The sequence below is a fragment of the Pseudomonas sp. HK3 genome (assembly GCF_052920985.1).
On record NZ_JBREXD010000003.1, the window covers coordinates 72,095 to 87,178 of the forward strand.

The following is a 15,084-nucleotide window of genomic DNA, read 5'->3' on the forward strand; positions in this document are numbered from 1 at the left end:
TTTATGATGCATTTCATTTTATTTTTTGCTGTGAATTCTAATTTAGGTTTTTATGACTCTAAATTATTATGGTTAACATGAAATACCCTATGGTACACAGTTTGCACTTGCCTTGAATGAAGTGTAAACAAGGCAAGTAATAACGTGATGGTTAAAACTGATAGTCGCCATTTTTTAATTCTGATATTAAATCAGCATTAATGGCTGTATAGCTATTTTCTCCTGGTAATAATACAAACACGGGTTCATTGAATGCTTGCGAATTAAACCCTTCTGTTTTTAGAGTTCCTTTTTTATATTTGAATGTGCCGGTTATCTCTTGTGTTGGCCTAATGCGAATAAAAATAGGCACGGCATAGCTAGGCAATTTACTTTTAAGATGTTGTGTGAACGCAGTGGTGTCAAATTGATTGAGCTCTGTGTTGAGTGTAATGGCCGTCATGCCAGCGCGGCCATCTGTGTTGGGGATTTGCACACCGTAGGCAACACTGTGTTCAACTTGTGGGAATTGGTTGGCCACTTCTTCGACTTCTGTGGTGGCAACATTTTCGCCTTTCCAGCGGAAGGTATCGCCTAGTCGGTCAACAAAGGCTACGTGTTTATAGCCTTGTTTTTGTACAAGATCGCCACTGTTAAAATAGACATCATCTTTTTTAAAGACATTTGTAAGCACTTTTGTTTGGTTGGCTTTAATATTTGTATAGCCTTCGTAAGGGCTGCGTTTGGTTACCTCAGCAATTAATAACCCAGTTTCACCTTTTGCCACTGGAATCATAAAACCTTGCTCATTGAGCACAGGAGCGTCTTGTTCAATATCGTATTTGATAACATTAAAACTCATTGGGCAAAAGCCTGCGGTTAAGTCCAAATTTAAGTTGTTTACAAATGCAATGTTGCATTCACTGGCACCATATAATTCCATAATTTGGGGGATGGCAAAGCGTTGTTTGAATTTCATCCAAATATCTGGGCGTAAACCGTTTCCACCCATTACTCGCACACTGTGATTGCGATCATTGTCTTTTTCTGGTTGATTAAGTAAGTAACGGCACAGCTCGCCGATGTAACAAAATGCTGTAACACCATAACGGCGACAGTCATCCCAAAATCTTGACGCGCTAAATTTACGTGCTAATACCATGGTGGCGCCAGCGCCGACGATGCTGGCCCAAGAAACGGTTAAAGCATTGTTGTGGTATAAGGGTAAGCAAACATAATAAACGTCATCTTTACGGATACGAAAAGCCGATAGCCCAAAAGCCCCCATGGCTTTAACCCACCTAAAGTGCGTTAAAATCGATGCCTTTGGTAAGCCTGTTGTCCCTGATGTAAATATATAATAAGCCGTTTGTTTCATTTGAATACGTTTAGAGCTTTCTGGGTTGCTTTTAGGGAAATCTGGGGTAACTGTATCTAAATCAATGAAACCATCTGGAGCGGGGGTTGATGACGCATCCGCCATATAGAATGTCCTAAATGATGAGTCTTGTTTGATCTGATCTTTAACCTGAAGATAGGCTTCTGTGCATTCTTCCCCAATGATGGCTATTTTGGGTGTGACGGTGGTCAGCGAGTGCACAAGAACATCGTCTCTTTGGGTGGTGTTAATCATGCTCACGATGGCACCTAGTTTCGTGATTGCGAGGACGCAAGCAAGGGTTTCAGGCCTGTTTTCCATCATGAGAGCGATAGTATCGCCGCTTTTGACCCCTTGGCTGCTAAAATAATGAGATATCTGGTTGCTCCATTGATTAAACGTTTGATAGCTATACTCAGTATCTTCGTAACGTAAAAAACAATGATTTGGGCGTTGAGCTGCGCGAATTTCGAACATTCGGCCGATGGATTTATATTTGTCCGGTTTGGCGCTGGCAAGGTGATAAACACCCTTAAGAATGCGGCCAATATCTGGCAATATACGCAAAGTACCAGAAAATACATTTATACCGGTGACAGTTTTGGGTTGCATAAGTAGGGTGCCTCGTAAGCATTTTTATTATTATCGCTTTTGATGGCTGGCAGCAATGAACTACTATACGTATCCTTAAACGAAATGAAAGACGTCCAAAGTCGCCACCCTGATTTGATGATGTAAGGAAATAAGATGTTAATGCTCGTCTCCCCAGCTAAAACGCTGGATTATGAAACGCCCCTGCCGTTTGAAGAATGCACGCAGCCTGAGATGCTAGACCAGTCTAAGTTATTAATTAATGAGTTGGTTGAGTTGACGCCTAAAGACGTGGCTAGCTTAATGAAGTTAAGTGATAAGCTGGCGGTTTTAAATGTGAATCGATTTCAGCATTGGTCATTGCCGTTCACTCAAGACAATGCGCGTCCTGCTATGTATGCCTTTAAAGGGGATGTTTATACCGGGTTAGATGCTTACTCATTTAAAAAAGCCGATGTTAACTTTGCGCAAAAACACTTGCGCATGCTGTCTGGTTTGTATGGGTTATTGAAGCCACTGGATTTAATGCAACCATATCGCTTGGAAATGGGCACTAAATTCGCTAACCAGCGCGGCAAAAATCTCTATGATTTTTGGGGTGACTTAATAACGGATAAGCTGAATCAAGAAGGTACATCTGACAAGGTTTTACTGAATTTGGCATCAAATGAGTATTTCAAATCAGTCAAAGTTAAACAACTTAATGCAAATGTGATCACGCCAGTATTTAAAGACGAAAAAAATGGGCAGTATAAAATTATCAGCTTTTATGCGAAAAAAGCTCGCGGTTTAATGGCGGCTTATGTGATTAAAAACAGAATAAAAGACGTTGAAAAAATTAAGCAATTTGATGTGTCTGGCTATCAGTTTAGTTCTGAGCAATCAAATGCTAAAGAATGGGTGTTCTTGCGCGATGAGCAGGGCTCAAATTAATTGATATTGTTAATGAACAATAAAGGAGAAGTAGAATGAAATCGTTTCTAAGTGGTCTTTTGGTCGTAATGCTGACAGGTTGTGCGGTGGGTCCACAATCTCTTAATGTGGCACCCGAGCTTCATTTTGAACAGTTAAAAGGTGTGGTTGTTCCTATTGAGTTGATCGTAACGGATAAACGTGAAAATACCGATTTACTTGGTTATCGTAATGCTAAAAACCAAGGGCCTATTCGTTTTGAGGATAGCTTGTCAAAATCGATCGGTGAAGCGTTGCAAACAGCAATGGTTGCCCAAGACATTGCCATGCAAAAAGGACCTGAACCACTTTCTAAGTTAGAAATAAGCATTGTTAAATTACGTTATTTCTCACCTGACGAAAGCTGGGTAAGTCATATCGAGCTAGAAGGCGAAATTGTGCTGACCATTAGTCGTTCAGGCTCAAGCCTGACAAAACGTTTTGCCGCAAACCGTGCGCAAGATGTTGCAACAGCACCAACGCAACAATTTAATGAAAAATACTTGAACGCGATGTTGACTGAATTATTTAATAAAGCATTGAATGATAAAGAAATTGTCAATTTTCTTAAATAGAGAACGATATGGAAGATAATTTTATTCTGAATCATGTGATTTGGAATCACATTTCTTTGTTGTATTTTTTTACAATATGGGTCGGATACAGCGCATTTTCTAAATACATGGCTAAGCGTACCCATTGCTTAGCCTCTGTATTGGATGTTCACAGAGTATCGTGGATGGAAAGAATGATGCTAAGAGAAAACCGAATAGGGGATGCGGCGCTATTGGCAAACCTAGAGCGCAATGTAAACTTTATGGCGTCTACTACGGTTATTATTGTTGCGGCTGTATTGACGGCGCTAACCTCTGCATCTAAATGGGTGTTGTTTGAAAGTGTTGGTTCTGGTTTTAATCAATATAAGCTTGGTTTGCTTTTATTTATTATGGTGTATGCGTTTTTTAGTTTTACATGGTCATTGCGCCAATATGGCTTTGGTAGTGTATTAGTGGGCGCCGCGCCAATGCCAGACCAAGAGGAATTTAATGCTCGTCAGCGTAAAGAGTATGCGTATTCTACTGGCAAGATATTAGATCAAGCAGGGCATGCGTTTAATCATGGTCTACGTGCCTATTACTTTGCTATGGCGTCTTTAGCATGGTTTATTCATCCAATAATATTTATGTTTGCATCATCTTTAGTGTTGGCCGTTTTGTATCGACGAGAGTTTGCATCTAAAGCACTAAAATTATTAGTAATGGATGCTCATATTTTGGAGGGTAAGGTGCGTTAATATAAATGCATGATTATATAAAGCATTTGTTAGAGCAAGAATACGAGACATAAAAAAACCACGCTGTGCGTGGTTTTTTTATGTCTCTAATAAGGCAGAGAACTATTTTTTAGTAATGGCGTTATTAGGTTTAGCCTTCATGAAATCTACGAGTATTTCACCACCTTCTACTAGTAAGGCATCTTCTGTTGCATCTTTCTTTTCAGGGTCTTCTGATGCGTCTTCTTCGCTTTGATCTTCTAACTTATCAAGTAACTTAAGCCCTTTGGCTTTGCGGCGTTTGTTTTCTAACGCTAAGCGGCGTGCTTCTGTTTCTAGGCGCTCTTTTTCACGAGTATCAATGTTTAATGAAATACTGGTGTCACTGCGCAACTCTTTTAAGAACTCAACTTGTTCATTAAGATATTCAAAATCAGGGTTGCTTTTAATGCGTTTTAAATGCGCTTTTTCCAGAGCAGGAACAAAAGGGCTAAGATTGCTTTGCTGCTTGTACTTAGAGGCATCAATTTTATCCCATGCCAAAGCTTCTTCTAATGCGCTTTCACCAATCTTTTCAATATCATAAATTTCAGGATATAAAATATCAGGAATAACGCCGCGGTGTTGAGTGCTTTCACCACTTACGCGATAAAATTTAGCATTAGTGACTTTCATTTGACCGCGAAATAACGGGATCAATGTTTGCACGGTGCCCTTACCAAATGTTTGGCTGCCTACGATCAGGCCGCGACCATAGTCTTGAATGGCGCCTGCAAAAATCTCAGAGGCACTGGCACTTAAACGATTTGTTAGTACCACAAGTGGGCCGGCGTACAAAACAGAAGGATCTTGGTCGGCAAGTACTTGAGTGTGGCCAAAGCTGTAGTGAACTTGTACGGTCGGGCCTTCAGGGATAAACAAACCCACAAGGTTATTTACTTCAGCTAAAGAGCCGCCGCCGTTGTTTCGTAAATCAATGATTAGACCATCAATGTTATCGGCTTTAAGCTTTGTAATAAGATTGCTGACATCTCGCGTTGTGCTGCGGAAATTAGGGTCATTTGCATTTTTTGCTTCAAAGTCTGCATAAAAAGCAGGGATATCAATGATCCCAAGCTTGTAGTCTTTGTCTTCGCGTTTAATATTAATAATGTCACTTTGTGCCGCGCGGTCTTCAAGTTTTACTTCATCACGTAAAATAGAAATAGTGCGGTGAGATTCTGTTTGGCCACTGCCAGAAATAATATCTAAGCGTACAATGCTGTCTTTTGGTCCGCGGATAAGGTTAACCACTTCATCTAAGCGCCAGCCAATAACATCGACCATTTTTTCTTTATCTTGCCCAACACCAACAATTTTATCGCTTGGTTTAAGTTGATTTGCTTTTGCGGCAGGCCCACCAGGGACTAAGCGTTCTACAATTGTATTTTCGTTTTCACTGCGTAAAACCGCACCAATGCCTTGTAAAGATAAACTCATATTAATATTAAAGTTTTCGCTGTTACGCGGTGACATATATTGAGTGTGCGGATCAAATGTATGGGTTAGGGCATTCATGTAAGATTGAAAAGCATCTTCAGAGTTAACTTGCTTTAGGCGATTTAATTGGCTCTCGTAACGGCGTTCGAGCAGTTCAATAATGTCTTTGTCTTCTTTTCCTGCCAGCTTGAGGTTTAAGACGGTATTTTTGATGCGCTTGTTCCATAATTCATCAAGTTCTTTGCCTGATTTTGCCCAAGGCGCTTTTTCTCGATCCAGTTCAAGGGACTGCTCTTCTTTGAAGTTAAATTGTTTGATGCCGCCTTTTAGCAGTGCAAGGGCATAATCTAAACGTTCAATTGCGCGTTGTTCATAACGATTATAAATTTCAAATGCTGGGTCTAAATTGTTAGTTTTGATGGCCTCATCTAATTTTTTACGGTATTGCTCAAATTGATCAATATCTTTTTGAGTGAAATACGAGCGAGTGTTATCCAGTATGTTGAGATATCGGGTGTATACTTTCTCTGAGAACTCATCGTTTAGATATTTACGAGAGTAGTGGTGCTGATACAAGTGCTGAACAACTGTGCGATTGGTTAAAACATGCTCGGATTCAGGTTTTAAGACAGGGACTTCAGTTGTGGCAGCGTGTGCTAAAAGCGAACAAAAAATTGTGCTGAGTATTATAAGATGACGCAACATTTACGTTATATTCCTTGTTGGATGACGCACTCAAGTAAACAGTAGGTTTATGCCTATTTATAGCACTTAACCTAGTTAAATGTGTGCTTTGGCCCAATGTTTCTAAAAAATAATGGCATAATAGCTTATGCATTCCTAACTTTCATGTGAAAAGCCATGCGTATTCGACTTGAATTACCCCAAACAGTTCTATTTTCAATAGAAGTTTCTGTTCGTGTGACAGATATCAATTATGCTGGCCATCTGGGCAATGACCGATTGCTAGTATACGCACAGGAAGCCAGAAGCGCTTGGTTTGCATCACTTGGCTTTAATGAACTTGATATTGAGGGATGCAATACAATTATGGCAGATGCGGCTTTACAGTACGTTAATGAAGCATTCGCAAGTGACGTGGTATCTGTTGATTTATACTTAGGTGAGCAGCACAAATATGGTTTTGATCTTTATTATTTGGTGCGACGTGGTGCTGATGAGATTTGCAGAATGAAGACGGCTATTTTATTCCAAAAAGAAGGGCGTCTTACCGCTCCACCTAACGGGCTGTTTAAGCGTTTTAAATAAACATAAAAAAACCCAGAATTTCTGGGTTTTTTTATGTTTCAAGTTTAGTGCTGAGTTATCCAGTGCAGTATTGATTATTAATGCTGAACAGGACTAATCACAAAGAGTAAATCCCCTTGGTTTACTTGCTGGCCTTCAGCATTGTGTATGCGCACAATTTTGTATTGAGCATCTGGGTCGTAAAGCGTGTTGCCTTGAGTATTGAACGATTTCAAATTCAACGGGCTAAACATTTTCATGGCTTCCATTAAACATAAGGTTTTAGCGACAGATATTGTGTCGCCTTCCCTAATGTAAGGAGGCTCGGTTGGAGATGGGGCGCTGTAGAAAATCGAACTAGCCGGTGCGAGTACTTTTAATTCGTTAGAGCCTTCAATCCGTAAGTGATCCAATGTAACGCTTTGCTTGTCATCACCTGCACTGGTCGCAATATCTTTGATCAGAGCTTGTTTGTCGATACGATTTAAGAAGTTAGGCAAGTAATTGGTATCATAATCGCCGTTCACAAATACATCATCGTTTAAGATGCGTTTTAGAAGCGGGATGTTGGTACTAACACCTTGAATAACGGCTTTATCCAAATATTTTTTTAACTTGTTAATGGTATCGTTGCGATCTTTACCGTAACAAATAACTTGCACCACCATGCTGTCGTAGAAGGGAGTGACTTCTTTTCCGCTATCAATTGATTTGAGTAAATGAATATTTTTATCGTCAGGTAATTCAAAGCGAGTAATCTTACCTGCGTTAGGAATAAACTGAACTTCATCACCTTGAAGCGTGGCTTTTTCAGCATTGATGCGCAGCTCCATTGCGTAACCTTTCGGTTTGTATTTTATATCTGCAATGCTTTCGCCACTGGCAATTTTAAACTGTAGACCCATGATATCGGTGTCGGTTACTAGTTCGGTAACTGGGTGCTCTACTTGGAGGCGTGTATTCATTTCCATGAAGTACACATCATTTTCATCTAGGTTGTAAATAAATTCAACAGTACCTGCCCCAAAATAATCAACCGCATTGGCGAGTTTTTCTGCGTAATCATAAACCTTATCTTCTAGGTTTTTTGGCAGCATAGTTGAACCAGATTCTTCGATGATTTTTTGGTTGTTGCGTTGAACCGAGCAATCACGTAGTCCTAGTACCTTGGTGTTGCCTTTACTATCGCGCAGTATTTGTACCTCGATATGACGAAGAGAGGTAACAAATTTTTCAAGGTAAACATCACCACTACCAAACGCACTGCGTGCTTCAGTTGAAATTTGATGGAATAGTTCATGAATCGTTGAAGGTTCATGTACCACTTGTATGCCTTTACCACCACCACCGTGAACGGCTTTTAATAGAACAGGGTAGCCAATCTCATCACCCACTTTTGCCGCCATGGCAGAAGTTGTAACAATACCATGGGAGCCAGGTACAACGGGGACGCCAGAGCTAATCGCGGTATTAATAGCGTTGGATTTATTTCCCATGGTTTCCATTGATGAAACACTTGGGCCAATAAAGTTAATATTATGGTTGCCACAGAACGCTGCAAATTGTGAGCTCTCTGATAAGAAACCAATACCTGGGTGCAGTGAGTCTACTTTTTCAAGGTCGGCAATTCGAATCACACTTTGTGCATTTAAGTAACTTTCATCCGGTGTATTGCCGCCAATGCATACTAGGCGACCTTTGCTGTTTAAGTTATCAGCTGCGGTACTGTTCATGTCTGGGTCGGATTGTACGAGTACGACATCGATATTGTTTTCTTGCGCTTTGCGAACCAGCTTTTCTGCGGTACAACCACGTGCATGGATGAGCACTTTTTTCACAGGGCGGAATAATTTTTCTTTATTAAGGTTGGTCACTTCTTTGGCTTTTGCTTTGCCTGGTGTCACATAACCTTTCAGTATGCGTGCCAGTACTTCATCAACTGTTTTACGTGCAACGGGAATGGCAGGGTCTATAGCTCGCAATTGACTGTCTAGATCGTCTACAAATGGATGTTTCACTAAGTCAGCCATTGATTGACGATTAAGTGATAAATAGTTCGACAAAGTAGACGTTGAAGGCAAATAAGATGGCACTACTATTTGCCCCGCAAATGGCATGTTAGTGCCGGAAAAATAGAAAGTTTGTACCATAGGGTGGGTAACAAAACTGGCTTGAGCGCCACCGGTACAGTCACCATAACCAAATACCACGATAGGCAAGTCGTTATCACGAACAAAACGGGTGATACGGTCGTTTACAATGGACATGGAGAATAGGGCAGATGCACCTTCTTTTGTTTGCATACCGCCAGAGCTTACAAAGCAAATGACAGGGTAGTTATGACGCGCGCACTCAACTAATAATTTACAGAATTTCTCAGCACTGGCCATATCAAATGCGCCAGCTTGGAAATCAAGGTTTGAAATAAGCGTGCCTACGCGTCGGCTTTCCTCACCAATTTGAATTGTGCCAAAGCCAGTTTTGACGCCGCATGGTGTGATGTCATTACTAAGTGCTTTTTCGATTGCACTTCTGAATCCAGGAAATTGAACGGGGTCAGCTGTCATTAAGTGGTCATTTATTTCTTCAAAGTCATGGAAGAAGCGATCAATGAATGCTTGGCTTTTAGTGGTTTTTTCTTTTTTGACATTATCTAAAACGTCTTGAATTAATAAGTCAAAATAAGCAATGGTTAAGCGGTTCCAAAAATCTTTTTTACGACCAATGCTATAAGGATTAATGCGACCATTATAGTTGGAACCATTATTGGATTCATAGAATTCGGCTAATAGCTTATCAAAGAAGAATGTAACGATAACAAAAAGCGTGTCACTTAGACGAGGGAAGCTATGTTTCTTCCATTCTTCCACTTGAATTAAGAATGCACCACGTTGATTCGATTCAACAAAGAATTTAAACCAGTTAGCAAATTCATCTTTATGATTTTCTGCGATGCTTAAATTGTTGGTGTATTCAAGACCTTTGTTAAGAAGGTCGCTAACGGCCATGTAAGATAGGCTGTGAGTTTCCTTTGCTTCTTTTGCAATGGTGCCAAGGTTGTGAATGACGTAATCATACAGCGTACCAAACATAATTAAATTTTGGCTGATGCTAATGAACTCGACACGTAGATCGTCCATTAATATGGCATCTAATACACTGGCATCTTTATTTAGGTGGTCGGCGGTATCTGCTTTTATCTTGATATAAGGCGCGAGAGCATCTTCTAATGCGCGGCGATTGGCTTCTAATGAACCACTGGCCACACTGTTTAATAGTTGCTCTGTGGCTTGGCTAAGTTTAATGCTCTCGGTGACGTCTTTTGGCAGTTTATCGGACGTGATGATGCCATTAAGGGCTTCTGTTAAGCCGGTGATGAGTTCAGCAGATGCTTTGCCTTTTGAATGTTTAGCTAGCAATGCTTGAGTATCATAGTTTAACGATTTTTGAATGAACTGAGCCAGTGCATGATCATTTGTTTTGATAAAGCTAATAATAGCTTGGCTATCAAGTAGATCGTCTTGGGTTAACAAGAAGCGGCTTTGCTGGTAATTCTCTAGATAACTGATTAATTCAATAAAATTGATGTCAGCATCTGACTTCCAGCGATTAAATAAATATAAGCCAAGAGCAAAACTAAAATCTTGTTTTGCTTTTATGTAATTGTCTTCTGGTTCGCCAAAAAATAATTTTGAAATAGAACCGCGAGAATCACTGCGGCCTTCTAGTTTTTGTAAATAATTTTTCCAAAGTTTATTAAGCTCTTCGTCATAGCGAATTTTATCTGGTGTTTGAAGCCATTTTTGGAATTTCTTGCGTTTTTCTTCTTCGGTGCGTTCGTTTAATTTACCTTTAGGTACTTCAACTTTTGCAAGGCGACTATAGTGGCCAGTAGTGGTAGAAGAAATACGATTGCGTAATGTCAGGTAACGCATGTAACGATACGTCATGCGAAATAAATTGTGATGCTCAGAAGGGGATGACGCTAGGTTTAAGCTTGAACCTTTTTCCAATGCGACTAGTTTATCGGATGGATTTAAATAACGTTCAACACTTCGCATGTAATGATCCATTAAATATGGATTCTCACGAGCAAAACTCTCCGCACCATTTTCAATGCTTACAATGCTGCTGGTAATTGCATTCATTAAGTTTTGTAGTTGATCGATACGATCGCTTGGTGCGTAATCAACGATGCCATCAATCACGTTGCGTAACTGAAGCTCATACGCAGACACGCCGACATATTTTGCACACTCTTGCCAAGACAAATTATATTTACGTGCAATACTTGCAAGCCCTTGTGGCTGAATGGTATTGAAAATACCATCACGTACTGACAATAAAATATTAGTAGATGCAAGTGGAATAGCACCACCAGAATAGCCGGCCCCTAAAATAATGCCGACCGTTGGTATGTCGATATTTGACATTTCTGTGATTAATCGAGAAATACTATGAGCTTGGTTGTCTAAGTTTGCCTGTTCACTGGCATCGGCTCCCGGTGTGTCAATTAAAGTGACAACAGGAATAATGTGTTTAGCAAATTGGCGTAATGATTTTACAGCTTGGCGGTGGTGTTCTGGTAACCAGGCACCGTTGCGTTCTGCGCGGTTTTGGCAAATGAAACCGACACGTCGTAATTGGTTGTCAAATGATAGCTCTACTTCAGCCACGTATAGTGGACCAAAATCCTGTTCTGTGATGAAACGCGTTGTTAATTTATGCACGAGCTGTTTTGCATTTAAGCGCTGACTTGATTCGCTCGGTGAGACAACTTCTTTAATATAACTATCAATGTCTAATTGTTTTAGCTCGTCGCTTTTTGCGCTGACTTGTTCTTGGCTCAATAGCCCTTTTACCACAGCCGCGGCTTGGTTTCCTTTGGCGTTAGGAAACAGAGAAAAGTCTTGGCTTAGTTTTTCTGCTATTTGAAATAGCTGATCGGTATTAAATTGCGACATAACTATTGGCACTTTTTCATTAGATTTATAGTGAAGCTGGCTGATGTTTAAAGCCAATAAGGACTACTTTATAACAGACATTTTATAAGAATACAGCTATCTTACTGTGAATCTTGAAATCCATCATATATTCAATTTTAACAAATCAAACCCAAGGTTTATCCTGAATCTCATCAAGACTATAATGGTACAAAAATGAGAGGTCTTTATGGGCTTAGACGAAATCCGCCGTAAAAACGCAATTGAGATTATGCACGAAAACGCATTGGACGAATTATCGTTTGCAATGTGTTTAGGCAAAGATGAATCTCAAATTACTACGTTAATGTTACCCAATAGTAAAAAATCCATATCAGACTCGCTTGCTCGATTAATGGAGCAAACCTTTAGTAAACCTAATCTTTGGCTTGATCATGAAGACGGTGATGAGCAAGCGCCAAGCTTTGACTTGTTGGGCTGATTGGTCGCTTTTAAGGCAAGTGGTACTGTACATAAAAAAGCCCAGCATTCGCTGGGCTTTTTGTTGCAATAATATGACTTTATGTAAGCCTTTATAATGAGCTTAAGGATTCCTAGGGAAGAGTAAATTAAATATAATCTGAGAGTTGTTACTTTCGACATTAATTGACCCGTCCCCTGATGAATAGATGCCGCTTTGTATATCACCACCTAGGTTTGGAATGATAAATTGGAAGCCCGAATTAGTGATGGTTTGCTGACCTCGAAGTGGATCACCGGAGGTTTGACCTGCAAAAGAGCTTAAATATTGGCCCATTAACTCTGGTGTTACCTGAGTGCCAGATGGGAGGCCAAGGCCATCTCGTACTAAGTTTTGGGCGTAGGTTTGCTGCGCTTGAGCCGCAGGACTCAGAGGTGACGGCACAAATAACTGGTTATTATTAGCTTGCTCAAGTTGCTGCAGCTGCTGCTCTGCTTGGCGCTGCATCAGGCTTTGATCGTATATGGTTTGCTGCGTTGCTTGTTGGTCAAGCTCTCGAACGGAGTCCGCTTCTGTTACTGCAGGCTTGCCAGCGCTCAGCTTAATACGGGCTTTATTCGTAGTCTCAGGCTTAGTTTTGGCATTCTTTTGTTTGATGATAATCGAACCATCTAAGATATACGCCTCAGTCATCTCCGTATTACTCAGTTCTTTGACTTCGGCTGATGCGCTTATGCTCGCTAATAATGCAAAACAGCCTATTAGGTATAGGGGGGCTTGTCTCATATTGACTCCTTAATCTCTACCTATACCTATACCTTAGCGTAATAGCAATGATTTACTAGGGTAAATTAGTCTAAGTATCGGCTTTGCAAACCGTTGTAGGCATCAATGCGACGATCTCTAAAATAAGGCCAAATACGTCGTGTTTGCTCGGTTTTATCTAGGTTGATCGTTGCGTCTATTAGGCAAGGTTCTTGATGATCAGCAAGGGCTAAAAACTCACCTTGTTGACCCGTTATAAAAGAGTGTCCCCAGAATTGAATGCCTGTGCTTTGCTGGCTTGGGTCAGCTTCGTGGCCGATGCGATTAATGGCAACAACCGGAAGGTTGTTGGCAATGCTATGGCCGCGTTGTACGCCAATCCAAGCGTCTTTTTGACGTGTTTGTTCATCACTTGTGTCTTCGCTGTCCCAACCAATAGCAGTAGGATAGATCAAAATTTCAGCACCTTTAAGTGCCATAATACGTGCACCTTCTGGATACCATTGATCCCAGCACACCATCACCCCCAGTTTACCGATACTGGTTTGAATCGGCTCGAAACCATTTGTGTCACCAGGGGTGAAATAATATTTCTCATAAAAACCAGGGTCATCAGGGATGTGCATTTTACGATAAAACCCGGCAAGACTGCCGTCACGGTCAAATACAAGTGCCGTATTATGATAGATGCCCGCAGCGCGGCGCTCGAAAATAGAGCCAACAATGACCGCATTCGCTTGCTTGGCTTGATTGCTTAAAAATTGGGCTGTGGGGCCGTCAAGGGGTTCAGCTAAATCGAATTTAGAGGGCTCTTGGGTTTGGCAAAAGTAATCAGTGGCATGCAGTTCTTGCAATACAATTAAATCTGCGTTGTTTTTTGCTGCTTTCTCGATAAACGATTGGGTGGTTTTAAGTGAAACCGACTTCTCAGGCGAACATGCCTGTTGAATACCAAAAACACGAATGTTACGGGGCATTAAATCTTTTCCTGTCGTTCAGCTGTCGGAATTTGCATGGTGAGGCAGTGTAAACTGCCATACTGACGCACGACCACAGAGCAATTAATTGGAATAATTTTGTGGTTAGGCAGTGCAGCTTTCATGACTTTTATGGCCTGCGTATCTTGTTTAACATTATAAATAGGCAGCAGTACCGCACCATTGATGAATAAAAAATTGGCATAGGTTGCGGGCAATCGCTGATTGGTGTCGCCTTCAAAAATGGCATCAGGCCAAGGTAGTTCAACTAACGAAAATGGCGCGCCATTTATATTGGTTAGTTGTGTGAGCTCTTCTTTCATGGCGTTTAGATCATTATAGTGATCGTCATCAGTGTTCTGGCAACCTTGAAAAATGATTTGGTTATTGGGTGCAAAGCGGGCGAGCGTATCGATATGTGCATCGGTATCGTCGCCGATAAGGTCACCATGTTTTAACCATAAAAACTTTTCGCAACCTAATGTGTCTTTTAAATACGCTTCAATTTGATCTTGGTTTAATGATGCATTGCGGTTGGTGTTCATTAAGCATTGGCGTGTGGTTAGTAAGCAGCCGTTCCCGTCACTTTCTATACTGCCGCCTTCTAATATGAAATTATGTTTCTCGTATGTATGGGCATGATAAGCCTGCTGCTGAAATAGGGATGAGGTTATTTCATTGTCGAGGCGAGCATCAAATTTTTTGCCCCAGCCATTAAATTGAAAATTCTGAATGGCTAATTTATTGTTCTCATAAACACTTACAGGGCCATGATCACGTGCCCAGGTGTCATTGTTATTGGCGATGTAAAATTCACATGTAAACGTGTTGGTAGCTAATTGTGAATTAATAGTATCAATGATATCTGCATTTGGGATGCTTAAAATGACGCTCTCAAATTCAGTAATCGTATTGATGAGTTCAATGTAGAGGGCTTGGATGTCATTTAAGACCCAATTCCAATCCGTTTCAGAATGAGGCCATGTAAGCTGAACCGCATGTTGAGGATGCCATTCAGCAGGGAGATATCGATTCATGAG

The 15,084-nt window shown here is 40.7% G+C and carries 11 protein-coding genes; 5 read left to right on the plus strand and 6 right to left on the minus strand.

Annotated elements, in window-relative coordinates:
* Positions 1-151: 151 nt before the first annotated feature.
* A complete protein-coding gene (locus tag ACU6U9_RS15660) occupies positions 152-1,969 on the minus strand; it encodes a long-chain-acyl-CoA synthetase (RefSeq protein ID WP_446735951.1) in 1,818 nt (605 codons plus the stop codon).
* A 135-nt stretch (positions 1,970-2,104) separates the two neighbouring features.
* Here ACU6U9_RS15660 and yaaA point away from each other — a divergent pair, with 135 nt between their 5' ends.
* The 3 genes from yaaA to ACU6U9_RS15675 are packed head-to-tail and all read left to right on the plus strand — an operon-like array spanning position 2,105 to position 4,193.
* Entirely contained in the window at positions 2,105-2,881 is a 777-nt protein-coding gene (yaaA, locus tag ACU6U9_RS15665; RefSeq protein ID WP_446735952.1) for a peroxide stress protein YaaA, read from the plus strand.
* Positions 2,882-2,916: 35 nt separating this feature from the next.
* Entirely contained in the window at positions 2,917-3,474 is a 558-nt protein-coding gene (locus ACU6U9_RS15670) for a YajG family lipoprotein (RefSeq protein WP_446735953.1), read from the plus strand.
* An 8-nt stretch (positions 3,475-3,482) separates the two neighbouring features.
* A complete protein-coding gene (locus tag ACU6U9_RS15675) occupies positions 3,483-4,193 on the plus strand; it encodes a DUF599 domain-containing protein (RefSeq protein WP_446735954.1) in 711 nt (236 codons plus the stop codon).
* Between the two features lie 102 nt (positions 4,194-4,295).
* Here the strand turns inward: ACU6U9_RS15675 and ACU6U9_RS15680 are convergent, their stop codons facing one another.
* Entirely contained in the window at positions 4,296-6,356 is a 2,061-nt protein-coding gene (locus ACU6U9_RS15680; RefSeq protein ID WP_446735955.1) for a carboxy terminal-processing peptidase, read from the minus strand.
* Between the two features lie 156 nt (positions 6,357-6,512).
* Here ACU6U9_RS15680 and ACU6U9_RS15685 point away from each other — a divergent pair, with 156 nt between their 5' ends.
* Positions 6,513-6,920 (plus strand): acyl-CoA thioesterase, encoded by a 408-nt coding sequence (locus ACU6U9_RS15685; RefSeq protein ID WP_446735956.1) that lies wholly within the window; start codon positions 6,513-6,515, stop codon positions 6,918-6,920.
* A 77-nt stretch (positions 6,921-6,997) separates the two neighbouring features.
* Here ACU6U9_RS15685 and ACU6U9_RS15690 read toward each other — a convergent pair whose 3' ends face one another.
* Positions 6,998-11,863: an ATP-binding protein gene (locus tag ACU6U9_RS15690; protein ID WP_446735957.1), complete on the minus strand. Its 4,866-nt coding sequence runs from the start codon at positions 11,861-11,863 to the stop codon at positions 6,998-7,000.
* Between the two features lie 208 nt (positions 11,864-12,071).
* Between ACU6U9_RS15690 and ACU6U9_RS15695 the strand changes: the two genes are divergently transcribed.
* Complete coding sequence (locus ACU6U9_RS15695) at positions 12,072-12,323, plus strand: hypothetical protein (RefSeq protein ID WP_446735958.1); 252 nt, start codon at positions 12,072-12,074, stop codon at positions 12,321-12,323.
* A gap of 102 nt (positions 12,324-12,425) precedes the next feature.
* On the opposite strand, the gene ACU6U9_RS15700 is transcribed toward ACU6U9_RS15695, so the two are convergent.
* From ACU6U9_RS15700 to ACU6U9_RS15710, 3 genes are all read right to left on the minus strand, one after another.
* A complete protein-coding gene (locus ACU6U9_RS15700; RefSeq protein WP_446735959.1) occupies positions 12,426-13,088 on the minus strand; it encodes a hypothetical protein in 663 nt (220 codons plus the stop codon).
* Between the two features lie 65 nt (positions 13,089-13,153).
* A complete protein-coding gene (locus tag ACU6U9_RS15705) occupies positions 13,154-14,044 on the minus strand; it encodes a carbon-nitrogen hydrolase (RefSeq protein ID WP_446735960.1) in 891 nt (296 codons plus the stop codon).
* Positions 14,044-15,081: an agmatine deiminase family protein gene (locus tag ACU6U9_RS15710; RefSeq protein WP_446735961.1), complete on the minus strand. Its 1,038-nt coding sequence runs from the start codon at positions 15,079-15,081 to the stop codon at positions 14,044-14,046. The genes ACU6U9_RS15705 and ACU6U9_RS15710 overlap by 1 nt, the downstream gene beginning before the upstream one ends.
* Positions 15,082-15,084: the final 3 nt, after the last annotated feature.

What these genes read in the sequence shown, in the direction of transcription:
- ACU6U9_RS15705 (WP_446735960.1), bottom strand. Translation starts at nt 14,044, where the DNA reads ATGCCCCGTAACATTCGTGTTTTTGGTATTCAACAGGCATGTTCGCCT.
- ACU6U9_RS15695 (WP_446735958.1), top strand. Translation starts at nt 12,072, where the DNA reads ATGGGCTTAGACGAAATCCGCCGTAAAAACGCAATTGAGATTATGCAC.
- ACU6U9_RS15660 (WP_446735951.1), bottom strand. Translation starts at nt 1,969, where the DNA reads ATGCAACCCAAAACTGTCACCGGTATAAATGTATTTTCTGGTACTTTG.
- ACU6U9_RS15710 (WP_446735961.1), bottom strand. Translation starts at nt 15,081, where the DNA reads ATGAATCGATATCTCCCTGCTGAATGGCATCCTCAACATGCGGTTCAG.
- ACU6U9_RS15690 (WP_446735957.1), bottom strand. Translation starts at nt 11,863, where the DNA reads ATGTCGCAATTTAATACCGATCAGCTATTTCAAATAGCAGAAAAACTA.
- ACU6U9_RS15685 (WP_446735956.1), top strand. Translation starts at nt 6,513, where the DNA reads ATGCGTATTCGACTTGAATTACCCCAAACAGTTCTATTTTCAATAGAA.
- yaaA (WP_446735952.1), top strand. Translation starts at nt 2,105, where the DNA reads ATGTTAATGCTCGTCTCCCCAGCTAAAACGCTGGATTATGAAACGCCC.
- ACU6U9_RS15670 (WP_446735953.1), top strand. Translation starts at nt 2,917, where the DNA reads ATGAAATCGTTTCTAAGTGGTCTTTTGGTCGTAATGCTGACAGGTTGT.
- ACU6U9_RS15675 (WP_446735954.1), top strand. Translation starts at nt 3,483, where the DNA reads ATGGAAGATAATTTTATTCTGAATCATGTGATTTGGAATCACATTTCT.
- ACU6U9_RS15680 (WP_446735955.1), bottom strand. Translation starts at nt 6,356, where the DNA reads ATGTTGCGTCATCTTATAATACTCAGCACAATTTTTTGTTCGCTTTTA.
- ACU6U9_RS15700 (WP_446735959.1), bottom strand. Translation starts at nt 13,088, where the DNA reads ATGAGACAAGCCCCCCTATACCTAATAGGCTGTTTTGCATTATTAGCG.